Raw genomic sequence first — 12,413 nt, 5'->3', positions numbered from 1 at the left:
TAGACGTACACGTCACGTTGCACAGCAGGACCGGACACACTGGAGAGGTGCCATGACCAAGCAGACCGTTCTCGGCCGCGTCACCCAGCTGGCGAAGGCCAACATCAACGCCCTGCTCGACCAGGCCGAGGACCCGCAGAAGATGCTGGACCAGCTGATCCGCGACTACACGTCCAACATCTCGGAGGCCGAACAGGCCGTGGCCGCCACCATCGGCAATCTGCGCCTGATGGAGCAGGACCACCGCGAGGACGTCGCGGCGGCCAGGGAATGGGGCGAGAAGGCGCTCGCCGCCAGCCGCAAGGCCGACGAGCTGCGGGCGGGCGGATCGGGCCCCGACGCCGACAAGTTCGACAACCTGGCCAAGGTCGCGCTCGGCCGCCAGCTCCAGTCGGAGAAGGAGGCGAGGACCGCGGAGCCCACCATCGCCGCGCAGTCCGAGGTGGTGGACAAGCTGAAGTCCGGCCTGGACCAGATGAAGACGAAGCTGACGGAGCTGAAGGCCAAGCGTGACGAGCTGGTCGCCCGCGCCAAGTCCGCCCAGGCGCAGAACCAGATGATGGACTCCGTCAAGAACATCAACGTCCTCGACCCGACCAGCGAGCTCAGCCGGTTCGAGGACAAGGTGCGGCGCGAGGAGGCGAAGGCGCTCGGCAAGCAGGAGCTCGCCGCGTCGTCGCTGGACGCCCAGTTCGAGCAGCTGGACACGCTGGGCGACAGCGCCGAGGTGGAGGCCCGCCTCGCTGCGCTGAAGACCGCCTCGTGAGTGTGCCGGAGGCCGGTCTCAGTACATGCTGAGCAGTTCCTCCACCGTGCGCTCGACGACCGGTCCGCCGGCGGGCAGCGGGAGTTCGAACCAGACGGTCTTGCCGCGCGGTGTCCGCCGTGATCCCCAGGCCGCGCTCAGCAGGCCGACCAGCTGGAGTCCGCGGCCGCCCTCGTCCGTGTCGCGTGCGCGCCGGCGCCGCGGCTGGACGAGGCCGGCGTCCCACACCTCGCACACGAGCGTGCGGTCGCGCAGCAGTCTGAGCCGGATCTCGCCCTCGCCGTACCGCAGGGCGTTGGTGACGAGTTCGCTGACCAGCAGTTCGGTGGTGTCCACCAGGTCGTCGAGGTTCCAGGCGAGCAACTGGCCGCGGGCCAGTTCGCGGGCGCGGCCGACCGAGCGCGGCTCGCGGGGCAGCCGCCAGTCGCCGACGGCGTCGGCCGGCAGCCCCTGGATGCGGGCCATCAGCAGGGCGATGTCGTCCTCGCCGTGCCGGGTGTCGAGCGAGCTGAGTACGTGGTCGCAGACGTCCTCGAGCGGCCGGGCGGGTTCGACGAGGGCTTCGCGCAGCGCCTCGAGCCCCTCGTCCAGCGGGTGGTCGCGGGACTCGACGAGACCGTCGGTGTAGAGGGCGAGGAGGGCGCCCTCCTTGAGTTCCACCTCGACCTCCTCGAAAGGTTCGCCGCCGACGCCGAGCGGCATGCCGGGCGGGACGTCGAGGAGCAGCGCCGCTTCGCCCGGCTCGACGACGACGGGGGGCAGGTGGCCGGCGTTGGCGAAGGTGCAGCGCCGGGTGACCGGGTCGTAGACGGCGTAGACGCAGGTTGCCAGATAGACCTCGGAGAGGTCCGCCTCGCGCGACTTGTGGGCGGCCCGCGAGGGCCACTGGGCGCCGCCGCCCGCATCGGACGAGGTGCCGGCGCCGGGGGTGCCGAGGCCCCGGGCGACCTCGTCGAGCGCGGAGAGCACCTCGGCGGGTTCCAGGTCGAGGAGGGCCAGGGTTCTCACGGCGGTGCGCAGTTCGCCCATGGCCACGGCGGCGCGCAGCCCGCGGCCCATCACGTCTCCGACGACGAGGGCGGTGCGGTGGCCGGGGAGTTCGATCACGTCGAACCAGTCGCCGCCCACCTCGGTCGCCGTGTTGCCGGGCAGATACCGGCAGGCGATGTCGAGGCCCGCGGCCTCGGGGTCGCCGGGAGGCAGGAGGCTGCGCTGGAGGATCAGCGCGCGTTCGTGCTCACGGCGGTAGAGGCGGGCGTTGTCGATGCAGACGGCGGCGCGTGCGGCGAGTTCGGTGGCCAGGGCGCGGTCCCGCTCGCCGAAGGGCTCGCTGCCCTTCGTGCGGGAGAACTGCACGAGGCCGACCACGGTGTCGTGGGCGACCATCGGCACGGCGAGCGTGGACCGGACGAAGCCGCGGTCGTCGCCGGGCACGTCCTCCACATGTCCGGTGCGCAGGGCGATGGCGCAGGGCGAGCCGAAGGCGTAGTGGTGCACGGCACCGAGTGCGGGCGGACCGGTGACCGTCCGGGGATCGGCGGCGTCGGGCGGGGTGCCGTCGGGGGCGGTGTCGGGGGCGGTGTCGGGCAGGGCGTCGGACACGGCGCTGGCGTAGGCGACGCGGCGCAGTTCGGCGGAGCCGCCGACCGCTTCCCTGCGCAGGGAGCCCCCGCTGCCCGGCGGCGTCTCCTCGCCGGTGAGCAGGGCCTGGTAGAGGTCGACGGACGCGAGGTCGCAGAAGCCGGGTACGGCGACGTCGAGGAGTTCGCGGGCCGTCGTCTCCAGGTCGAGGGAGTTGCCGATGCGGGCGCTCGCCTCGTTGAGCAGGGCGAGGTTGCGCCGGGCGCTGGCGGCCTCCCTGGCTGCGATGTGGCGCCGGGTCACATCGGTGGCCAGTCCGGCGATGCCGATGGGGCGGCCCGAGCCGCTGTGCACCCGGTAGAGGTTCATCGACCAGTGCCGGCGCTCGGTGTCGCCGGGAGCGGTGCCGACGAGCTGGAGGTCGGTGACGGAGTCACCGGTGGCCAGGACGTGTTCGAGCGTGGTCGTCAGCCGGTCCGCCTCCAGGCCCGTGAGGTAGTCGCCGACCGTGCGGCCCTGGTGGTCGTCCGCCCGTCCGCCGAAGACCGTGGCGAACCGCTCGTTGGCCCGCACCACGGTGAGGTCGGTGCCGAACAGTACGAAACCGAACGGGGATTGGCCGAAAATAGCCTGCGAGGCCGCGAGGTCCGTCTCGATGAGGCGCAGGGCGCGGACGTCCACCACGATGCAGACCGCGGCCCGTTCACCGGTCGCCGTCTCGCTCGGCATCACATAGATCTCGGCGAGCCCGTGCACGGCGTCCTCGCCCGGCATCCGGAAGGGGACGAGGCCCGTCCACTCCTTGCCGTCGAGCACCTCGCCGATCCGACGGTGGCCGTCCCCGCGCAGCTCGGCGGGCATGAATGCCTCGACCGGGTCCTTGCCCATGGCCTCGTGAGCGGCAACGCCGAAGAGACCGGCGGCCCGGCGGCTCCACTGCTCGATCAGGCCATCGGGGCCGATCGAGAAGGAGGCGATCCTGATGTAGTCGTAGATCGAGCCAGGCGGACTGCTCTGCCACACGACGTCGCCCGCTGTCCCAGGTATTTCGCTCACGCGACCGTCCCCTCCAGCTCACACACCGGACCGGTCCTGCCCGCAGTATTCAGCACTACGGCCCCGACCGACACGGCGTTCACGATCACAGCACGGTCTCAGTCCGTTTCGGCCAGATTCTGACCGGTCTTCCGTGATCGCTGTTCGTCCCACCTCACTCCTAACCAGGCAGGGCCAGCTCGAACCACACCGTCTTGCCGCTCTTTCCGCGCCGGGTCCCCCAACGGCGGGCCGAACAGGCCACGAGCTGCAGCCCTCTGCCGCCTTCGTCGTCGGGTCCAGCCGTACGTTCGGTGGGCGGATCCGGAAGCGGATCGGACACTTCCACGAGCAGGCCGGGGCGTGCCGCCGGGCCTTCACCATCGGGATGGGGGCGCACCAGCCGCACCCCGATGGGACCTGCCGTGTACTGCATCGAGTTGGTCACCAGCTCGCTGACCAGCAGAACCGCCACATCCCCGACGGCCGCGTCGAGCCCCCAGCAGCGCAGCGCCTCGTGGACGGCGTGCCGTGCCGTGCGCACGGCACCGGGAACAGCCGGAAAGCTCCACTCGGCGCTGTCGCCTTCGGTATCGATCACGCCGATCACTTCCCAAGACCAGCAACGGGAATGCCTTGTGTACGGGGACTAAACACCACATACCCGAAATTCAGGACGAAATACCGCCGGTGTCGACACGTGGGGCGTACGGGCGCAGGGGCGCGCACACGAACGGCTGTACGTGTAGCGAGGGGGGGCGCGCAGACCCGAGGCCGGGCGCGCCGCTCAGCGGTGTGCGCCGCCGGGCTGCCGGCGTACGGCTTCGGCCACTGCGGGCAGGTCCTGTTCCAGCCAGTCCACCGTCCCGCTCTCGCCCGGTCCGAGCCAGCGCAGCTCGTCGTGGTCCTGGAGCGGTGCGGGCACGCCGGAGACCAGCCGGGCCGTCCACACATGGAGCACATAGCCGGGCTTGAGCGGCCACTCACCGGGGATGCGCTCCAGCGGCTCCGTCTCGATGCCCAGCTCCTCCCGGAGCTCGCGGACGAGCGCCTGCTCGCCACTCTCCCCCGGCTCGACCTTGCCGCCGGGCAACTCCCACCGCCCGGCCAGCTCCGGCGGGGCGCTGCGGCGCGCGGCCAGTAGCCGCCCCCGGTCGTAGACAGCTCCGGCCACCACCACGCGATCAGTCATGATGCGGAGCGTAATGCCCCGTCATGACCACCTCGGACGGTGCCGCCGGGCGTGCGCGACGCACCGGGGACCGGTACGGCGCACTACGGGCGCGCGACCGGAGGCAGGCCACTACGGGCGAGCGGTCTGCCCTATGCGCTCCACCCAGTAGAGCTGCTTGTGGCCGCGGTCCTGAAGCTTGTCGGCCGTCCGCTGCGCCTCATCCTGCGTGGCATACCTGCCCACGCGGTAGCGGTTGCCGTTGTCGTCCTGCCGTATCACCAGCCAGGGGAGCACGGCACCGCTGTCGCTCATCGCATCCCTCCCGAGCATTGCGCCCCTCCCCTGAACGGCGTGCACGTCTCTAAGGATCCCCAGGAAACCGCAGTACGCATATGCCCGAGCCTACGCCTGACCTTTACTCAACGCATGCGTAATTGCACAAAGAGATACTGATCCGGCCAGGAGTGGACCAACGCACTGGGGGCGCATCCAATGGGATGCGCCCCAACCCGCGGCCTCACAGCCCCCTCGCACCCCTCCGGGCCCGAACGGGACCGAGAGGGGCGGGACATGACAAGTCATCATGTGCAACTGCCGCCCGGCTACGGAGTCCGGGCGAACCCGGTCACCGGACCGGCAGGTGGTAGGCGACCCGGTAGCGGTCGGCCGGCACCACGACGTCGGCGGTCTCGACCGGGCGGCCCGACGCGTAGTACGTCCGCTCGATCACCATCACCACATGGCCCGGCACCCCGCCGAGCGCCAGGAGCTCCTCCGCCAGCCCCGGGCGCGCGCCGACCTGCTCGGCCACGTTGTCCACGACGACGTCGATCGCGGCCATCCGCTCGACCACCCCGCAGCCGCCCAACGGGCCCTCCTCCGGCAGCATCACCGGCGTGCGCCCCGTGACCGCGAGGGTCTCCCATGAGGTGGAGAGCATCATCGGCTCCCCGCCGTCCCGGAACACGTAACGCGTACGCATCACGCGGTCGCCCGGCTCGATTCCGAGCCGCTCGGCGATCTCCGGGCTCGCCCCCTCCTGTTCGCTCCGGGACTCCCAGGTCCCCCGCGCACCCTCCGCCGTCTGCTCCTGCCGGAACGGACTGGCCCCGGTCTCCGACCGGAAGCCGGAACGGGCGATCCGGCGCGGCACCGGGCGCTCGCGCACATAGGTGCCGGAGCCGGAGCGTCCCTCGACCAGCCCCTCGGCCATCAGCACCTTGCGCGCCTCCAGCGCGACGGTGTCCGAGACTCCGTACTCCTCGCGGATACGCGCCTGCGACGGCAGGCGCGTATGCGGCGGCAGCGAACCATTGGCGATCTTCTCTCTCAGATCGCTCGCAACGCGCAGATAGGCGGGCTGCTCACCGAAAGTCACGGGCCACTCCCCAAGAGGTTGACAGACTGCAACAGCGTCGCAACCGTCGGTTCCACACCGCAAGCACAGGCCAGAGTTTCACTCGAAGTGATGATTCGCGGCCGGCGCGCGCATATCCCACTCCCGCCCGCCACGGCATCTTCGGCCGTTCCTGCTCCCCACCTCTTGACCTCATTTGGTCCAGACCAATAACTTCCTCTCCACACGGCACGGTCACGCATCTCTCAGCACTTGTCTCTCAGTACGTGCCTCCGCACACGCACAGGAACGGGCCTCATGCGTCGAAGAACCCTGTCCGGACTGGCCATTGCCGCCTGCGCCCTCTCGCTGGCCGCCACCCTCGCCCCCGCCGCCAACGCCACCGCGGGCCACGGCGAGGAGCACGGCGCGGACCGCGGGAAGGGCGGCCACCACAGCTCCGCGCCCGCCTACAAGCGCGTCGGCTACTTCACCCAATGGGGCGTCTACGGAAGCGACTTCCAGGTCAAGGACCTGGAGACCAGCGGGACGGCGGCCAAGCTCACCCACATCAACTACTCGTTCGGCAACGTCGGCGCCGACGGCAAGTGCTTCACCGGCAATGTGCCCGGCGAGGCCGACGCCTGGGCCGACTACGTCCGCCCGCTGGACGCCGCGGGCTCGGTGGACGGCGTCGCCGACACCGACGACCAGGCCCTCGCGGGCAACTTCAACCAGCTGCGCGAGCTCAAGGCCAAGCACCCCGGCCTCAAGGTGATGATCTCGCTCGGCGGGTGGAGCTGGTCCACCCACTTCTCGGACGCGGCCCGCACCGCCGCCTCGCGCAAGGCCTTCGTCTCCTCGTGCATCGACCTGTACATCAAGGGCAATCTGCCGGTGGACGGGACGCGCGGCGGCGAGGGCGCGGCGGCCGGCCTCTTCGACGGGGTGGACATCGACTGGGAATGGCCGGGATCCGCCGGTGACTCCGACACGGTGTACCGCCCCGAGGACAAGCGGAACTTCACGGCGCTGGTCCACGAGTTCCGTACCCAGCTCGACGCGTACGCCAAGAGCAGCGCCGCGGCGCGCAAGGGCGGCGACCACGGGTCGAAGCCCAAGCACTACGACCTCTCGGCGTTCGTGCCCACGTCCCCCGAGAAGATCGACGCCGGCTTCGACGTACCGCGCATCATGCGGGACTTCGACTTCGTCAACCTCCAGGGCTACGACTTCCACGTCTCGGGCGAGAAGACCACCGCGCAGCAGTCCGCGCTGTACGCGAAGGGCGACTTCAGCGTCGACCAGACCGTGCGGGACTGGCTGAAGCGCGGCGCACCGGCCCGCAAGCTGGTGATGGGCATGCCGTTCTACGGTCAGGGCTGGACCGGTGTGACGGGAGGCGGCGACGGCCTCGGCCGGCCTGCCGCCGCGCCCGCCCCCGCCACCTGGGCGGCCGGTTACGAGGACTACAAGGCTCTGAAGAAGCTGGCCGAATCCGGTACGTACGAGGTGCACCGCAACGTCCGTGACGGCAGCGCCTGGCTGTTCGACGGCACCACGCTGTGGACGTACGACGACCCGCAGGTGCTGCGCACCAAGACCGCGTACATCCGCGACCACCGGCTCGGCGGCGCGATGTTCTGGTCGCTGGACGGGGACACGGAGGACGGCGAGCTGATGACCGCCGTCGACCGCGGACTCTCCCGGCGTTAGGTACTCCCTGTCCGGGGCGGCTGCGAAAGCGCGGCCGCCCCGGACTCCGCCCCGCCCCCGCGGCTGGCATGCTGGCCGTCATGGCCACCACCTACCGCTGCCCGCAGGACGGCACCCGTGCCGACGTCACCTCACTCACCTGGTGCTGCCCGGTCTGCCGCGGCCCATGGGACCTCGACTTCGAGAGCGCGGGCCCCTTGCGTCCCGGCGAGCTGCCCGGCCGGGTCAACTCCCTGTGGCGTTACGAGGAAGTCCTGCCGCTCTCCTCCCCAGTGACCACCCTCGGCGAGGGCCGCACCCCGCTCGTCCCGCTCACCGGCACCGTCTCGGCCAAACTCGACTTCCTGATGCCGACGCTCTCCTTCAAGGACCGCGGCGCGGTGATGCTCGCCGAACTGGCCCGCCGCCTCGCCCCCGAGCGCGTCGTCGCGGACAGCAGCGGCAACGCGGGTACAGCCGTCGCCGCGTACTGCGCCCGCGCCGCACTGCCCTGCACGGTGTACGTCCCCGAGGGCACGTCCGCGAAGAAGACCGAGCAGATCCGGGCCCACGGCGCCCGGCTGGAGATCGTCCCCGGGGACCGCGAGGCGACCGCACGGGCGGCCCGCACCGCTGCCGACACACCCGGCACCTTCTACGCCTCGCACGTCTTCAACCCGTACTTCCTGCACGGCACGAAGACGTACGTGTACGAACTCTGGGAGGACCTCGGCGGCCGGCTCCCCGACGCCATCGCCGTACCCGTCGGCAACGGCACGCTGCTCCTCGGCGCGGCGCTGGCCTCAGCGGAGCTCCTCGCCCAGGGGCTGATCGACACCCGCCCCGCTCTGGTCGCCGTCCAGGCCGAGGCCGTGTCCCCGCTGGCCGCGGCCTTCCACGCGGGGGCGGACGACCTCCTCGACACCCCGGCCGGCACCACCGCCTCCCCCACCCTCGCCGAGGGCATCGCCATCCCGCGCCCACCGCGCGCCCGGGCGATCCTGGCCGCGGTGCGGGAGTCGGGCGGCACCTTCCTGACGGTGACCGAGGATCAGATCCGCACCGCGCAGCGGGATCTGGCCGCCCGCGGCTTCTACGTGGAGACGACGGGCGTGGCCTGCTGGGCGGCGGTCGGCGGCTGGACGGACCGCAGCGTCGTCGTACCGCTGTGCGGCGCGGGCCTCAAGACGGGGCTCGCCGCCTGAGCGTCCGCGCGCCGGCCCCGCGCACTCCCCGCGTCAGCCGTTCACCCCGCGCGCCGTGCACCACCGCACCACGCCCCCTTCCCTACGTTCGTACCGTGAGCCTCTCGCGTACCTCTCTTCTCACGTCCCTCGTCGCGTGCGCCCTGATCGCACCGCTGCCGCCCGTCGCGTCCGCCGCCGGCCCGCCGTCGCCCTCCGCCCCGGCAGCCGTGGCCTGCGGCCGGGACACGGATCCCGCCTGGGCCCCGACGTCCACCAACTTCGGCGAGGCCGCCGGCTACGACCCCTACGTCGGCAACGGCTACCTGGGGCACCGCGTGCCGGCGGCCGGTGCCGGATACGCCGAACGCGACGAGAAGACGGGCTGGCCGCTGTTCACCCCGCGCTACGACGGGGCGTTCGTCTCCGGCCTCTACGGCCGCGAGGAGGACCTGGCGGCCGGCCGCGAGGTGGCCGCCGCGCTGCCGAGCTGGACGAACCTCGATGTGCGCGTGGGCGAGGAGACGTACGGCTCCGCCACCCCGGCCGGCCGGATCTCCCGGTACCGCCAGACGGTGTTCCTGCGCTGCGGACTCGTGGTGACGTCGCTGCGCTGGACCACATCCGACGGCCGCGCGACCGACCTGACGTACGAGGTGCTGGCCGACCGGTCCGACGTGCACACCGGTGCCGTGCGGCTGCGGATGACCCCGCACTGGACCGGCACCGCGACGGTGACCGGCCGCCTCGACCCGCGCGGCGCACGCCGGATCGCGCTGGAGGACGACGGGACGTTCCGCACCCGGGGCACGGGGACTGCGGGCGCGATCGTCCAGACCATGCGCCCGGCGGGCGCGAACGGGCACGCGTCCCGGGTGAGCGCCGGGCGCACGTACACATTCGAGAAGTACGTCGGTGTGGACACCTCGCTCACCTCGCGCGCCCCGCGCACCACCGCCCGCGAGGCGTCCCGCGGCGCGGCACGGCGCGGCTGGTCCGCCGTCCTTGCCGAGAACGCCGCCGTCTGGCGCCGCGACTGGTCCGCCGACGTGTCCGTGCCGGGCAGCCCCGATCTGCAGAAGTGGCTGCGCTCCGCCCAGTACGGGCTCCTCGCCTCCACTCGCACCGGCTCCCGCGACAGCATCGCCCCGGCCGGGCTGACCAGCGACAACTACGCCGGCATGGTGTTCTGGGACGCGGAGACCTGGATGTACCCGGGGCTGCTCGCCACCCGGCCCGAACTGGCCCGTTCGGTGGTCGAGTACCGCTACCGGACCCGGGACCAGGCGCGCACCAACGCCGAGAAGCTCGGTTTCAAGGGGCTGTTCTACCCGTGGACGAGCGCGAGCAGGGGCAACCTCTGGTCCGAGTGCCAGAGCTGGAACCCGCCGCACTGCGTGACCCAGAACCACCTCCAGGGCGATGTCTCGCTGGCCGTCTGGCAGTACTACCTGGCCACCGGCGACCGCGACTGGCTGGCCGGCCACGGCTGGCAGATGCTCCAGGGCATCGCCGACTTCTGGGCCTCGCGCGCCACCGCGAACGACGACGGCAGCTACTCGGTGAAGGAGGTGGCGGGCCCGGACGAGTACAGCAACGGCGTCACGGACGGGGTGTTCACCAACGCCGTCGCGGCCACCGCCCTGCGCAACGCCACGCGCGCGGCCCAGCTCCTCGGGCATCCGGCCCCCGCCGAGTGGACCGGGATCGCGGACGGTCTGCGCATCCCGTACGACCCGGACCGCAAGCTCTACCTCCAGTACGCGGGATACGACGGCTCGACGATCAAGCAGGCCGACACGGTCCTGCTGATCTATCCCCTGGAGTGGCCAATGGAGCCGGGTGCGGCCGCCTCGACGCTCGACTACTACGCGGCGCACACCGATCCGGACGGCCCGGCGATGACGGACTCGGTCCACGCGATCGACGCGGCAGCGATCGGGGAGCCCGGCTGCGCCACGTACACGTATCTCCAGCGCGCGGTGCGGCCGTTCATGCGCGGCCCGTATGCCCTGTTCAGTGAGGCGCGCGGCGCGAAGGCCGGCGCACAGGACCCACTCTCCGGTTTCCCGGCCGAGGACTTCCTCACGGGCAAGGGCGGCTTCCTCCAGGTATTCACGCACGGGCTGACGGGTCTGCGCCTGCGGGAGGACGGAGTGCGGCTGGATCCCATGCTGCCGCCGCAGCTGCGCGACGGCGTGAAGCTGACGGGGCTGCGCTATCGGGGGCGTACGTACGACATCGCGATCGGCCCCCGGACCACGGAGGTCCGGCTGACGTCGGGCGCCCCCTTCACGCTCCACACCCCGTCCGGCCCCCGCTCCCTGTCAACGGCCCTCACCCTCCCCACCCGCCGCCCGGACCTGACGCCGACCACCGACGCGGCCCGCTGCCGCCCGGCGACGGCGACGTCCGAGACCCCCGGCCTGTACGCGGCCGCGGCGGTCGACGGCAGTACGGCGACCGCCTGGTCCCCGGACGGGGAGACGGGCTCGCTGACGGTGGACCTGGGGCGGGCGGCCCCGGTGACGGGATTCGCGCCCGAGTGGACGGACGAGGCCCCCGTCTCACACCGCCTGGAAACCTCGGCCGACGGCAGGACCTGGCAGCCCTACCGGGCGGGAGCGGTGGCCCGCGAGGTGCGGGTGTCGGTCGTTTCGGCGGATGCGGCCGAGCCCACGGGCGTACGGGAGCTGAGGGTCACGCAGCCTTAGGACGCGTGCGGCGGACCTCGGCCGGCCGCCGGCGCGCCACCGGCCGGCCGAGCAGAATCCCGCCCAGCACGAGGACGAGCCCGCAGATCTGCCGGAGGGTGAGCGACTCCCCGGCGACCACGGTGCCGAGGAGTACTCCGGTCACCGGGTTGAGCAGCCCGACCAGGCCGACGGTCGCGGCCGGCAGATGGCGCAGGCCCGCGAACCAGGCGGCGAAGGCGAGGGCGGTCGCCACCACGGTGACGTATCCGAAACCGAGGACGGCCGCTCCGTCGAGTGCGGGCGGCGCCCCTTCCACGGCTGCGGCGAGGGGCAGCAGCAGAAGGCCGCCGGCGATCAGCTGCCAGGAGGTCGAGGCCAGGACGTCGGTCCCGGGACCCCAGCGCTTGGTCAGGATGTAGCCGAGGGACGACATCAGCAGGGCTGCGACCGAGGCGAGCACCCCTCGGACGTCGGCCGTGACGGTCCCGGTCAGCAGCATGAGGCACACCCCGCCGATACCGGCCGCGGCGCCCAGCAGGGGCAGCAGTCCCGGCCGCTCGGCGACGAGCGCCCAGGCGATCAGCATCATGGTCACCGGCGAGGCGGCCATGATCGTCGAGGCGGTGCTGGTCGGGAGCAGTTGCGCGGCGACGTACACGAGGGCGAAGAAGCCGCCCATGTTCAGGACGCCGAGGATCACAGCCTTCCACCACCAGGAGCCGCGGGGCAGTTCGCGCCGGACGGCCAGCAGGAGCAGCCCTGCGGGCAGGGCCCTGATGGCGGCGCCGTAAAGGGGGGTCTCGGCGGGCAGGTAGGCGTGGGTGACGTAGTAGTTCGTGCCCCAGGCCACCGGGGCGATCGCCGTGATCAGTACCCATCGCAAAGTAGCTTCCATGGAAGTTAATATACCTTCCCGGGAAGCTATGATGAAGCGGTGAATGAAGCC

General features: G+C 71.8%; 10 protein-coding genes. 4 read left to right on the top strand and 6 right to left on the bottom strand.

The window, feature by feature from the left end; translation table 11 throughout:
• Positions 1 to 52: 52 nt before the first annotated feature.
• Positions 53 to 766: a PspA/IM30 family protein gene (locus SH922_RS25960; RefSeq protein WP_393060249.1), complete on the top strand. Its 714-nt coding sequence runs from the start codon at positions 53 to 55 to the stop codon at positions 764 to 766.
• A gap of 18 nt (positions 767 to 784) precedes the next feature.
• Here the strand turns inward: SH922_RS25960 and SH922_RS25955 are convergent, their stop codons facing one another.
• The 5 genes from SH922_RS25955 to SH922_RS25935 all read right to left on the bottom strand — a co-directional run bounded on the left by SH922_RS25955 (position 785) and on the right by SH922_RS25935 (position 5,934).
• Complete coding sequence (locus SH922_RS25955) at positions 785 to 3,370, bottom strand: SpoIIE family protein phosphatase (RefSeq protein ID WP_393063694.1); 2,586 nt, start codon at positions 3,368 to 3,370, stop codon at positions 785 to 787.
• A gap of 193 nt (positions 3,371 to 3,563) precedes the next feature.
• Positions 3,564 to 3,992 (bottom strand): ATP-binding protein, encoded by a 429-nt coding sequence (locus tag SH922_RS25950; RefSeq protein WP_393060248.1) that lies wholly within the window; start codon positions 3,990 to 3,992, stop codon positions 3,564 to 3,566.
• Between the two features lie 177 nt (positions 3,993 to 4,169).
• Positions 4,170 to 4,574 carry a (deoxy)nucleoside triphosphate pyrophosphohydrolase gene (locus tag SH922_RS25945; protein ID WP_362551141.1) on the bottom strand — a complete coding sequence of 135 codons (405 nt, stop codon included), beginning with the start codon at positions 4,572 to 4,574 and terminating at the stop codon, positions 4,170 to 4,172.
• A 111-nt stretch (positions 4,575 to 4,685) separates the two neighbouring features.
• A complete protein-coding gene (locus SH922_RS25940; RefSeq protein ID WP_393060247.1) occupies positions 4,686 to 4,868 on the bottom strand; it encodes an SPOR domain-containing protein in 183 nt (60 codons plus the stop codon).
• A 313-nt stretch (positions 4,869 to 5,181) separates the two neighbouring features.
• Positions 5,182 to 5,934, bottom strand: a complete 753-nt coding sequence (locus SH922_RS25935) for a GntR family transcriptional regulator (RefSeq protein ID WP_350989064.1) — start codon at positions 5,932 to 5,934, stop codon at positions 5,182 to 5,184.
• 276 nt (positions 5,935 to 6,210) lie between these two features.
• Here SH922_RS25935 and SH922_RS25930 point away from each other — a divergent pair, with 276 nt between their 5' ends.
• The 3 genes from SH922_RS25930 (at position 6,211) to SH922_RS25920 (ending at position 11,485) form a co-directional block, all read left to right on the top strand.
• Positions 6,211 to 7,608 carry a glycoside hydrolase family 18 protein gene (locus tag SH922_RS25930; RefSeq protein WP_393060246.1) on the top strand — a complete coding sequence of 466 codons (1,398 nt, stop codon included), beginning with the start codon at positions 6,211 to 6,213 and terminating at the stop codon, positions 7,606 to 7,608.
• An 80-nt stretch (positions 7,609 to 7,688) separates the two neighbouring features.
• On the top strand, positions 7,689 to 8,792 hold the full coding sequence (locus tag SH922_RS25925; protein ID WP_393060245.1) for a pyridoxal-phosphate dependent enzyme: 1,104 nt from the start codon (positions 7,689 to 7,691) through the stop codon (positions 8,790 to 8,792).
• Between the two features lie 95 nt (positions 8,793 to 8,887).
• Positions 8,888 to 11,485, top strand: coding sequence for a discoidin domain-containing protein (locus tag SH922_RS25920; RefSeq protein WP_393060244.1), 2,598 nt, complete (start codon positions 8,888 to 8,890; stop codon positions 11,483 to 11,485).
• On the opposite strand, the gene SH922_RS25915 is transcribed toward SH922_RS25920, so the two are convergent.
• Positions 11,472 to 12,362 (bottom strand): DMT family transporter, encoded by an 891-nt coding sequence (locus tag SH922_RS25915; RefSeq protein WP_393060243.1) that lies wholly within the window; start codon positions 12,360 to 12,362, stop codon positions 11,472 to 11,474. The genes SH922_RS25920 and SH922_RS25915 overlap by 14 nt on opposite strands.
• Positions 12,363 to 12,413: the final 51 nt, after the last annotated feature.

This window comes from Streptomyces sp. LN549 (assembly GCF_043203805.1).
Taxonomy (GTDB): Bacteria; Actinomycetota; Actinomycetes; order Streptomycetales; family Streptomycetaceae; genus Streptomyces.
This window is presented reverse-complemented; position numbering and strand designations above follow the sequence as displayed.

Excerpts from the sequence above, each read along its gene's own strand:
- SH922_RS25960 (WP_393060249.1), top strand. The coding sequence starts at position 53 with ATGACCAAGCAGACCGTTCTCGGCCGCGTCACCCAGCTGGCGAAGGCC.
- SH922_RS25945 (WP_362551141.1), bottom strand. The coding sequence starts at position 4,574 with ATGACTGATCGCGTGGTGGTGGCCGGAGCTGTCTACGACCGGGGGCGG.
- SH922_RS25940 (WP_393060247.1), bottom strand. The coding sequence starts at position 4,868 with ATGAGCGACAGCGGTGCCGTGCTCCCCTGGCTGGTGATACGGCAGGAC.
- SH922_RS25930 (WP_393060246.1), top strand. The coding sequence starts at position 6,211 with ATGCGTCGAAGAACCCTGTCCGGACTGGCCATTGCCGCCTGCGCCCTC.
- SH922_RS25925 (WP_393060245.1), top strand. The coding sequence starts at position 7,689 with ATGGCCACCACCTACCGCTGCCCGCAGGACGGCACCCGTGCCGACGTC.
- SH922_RS25915 (WP_393060243.1), bottom strand. The coding sequence starts at position 12,362 with ATGGAAGCTACTTTGCGATGGGTACTGATCACGGCGATCGCCCCGGTG.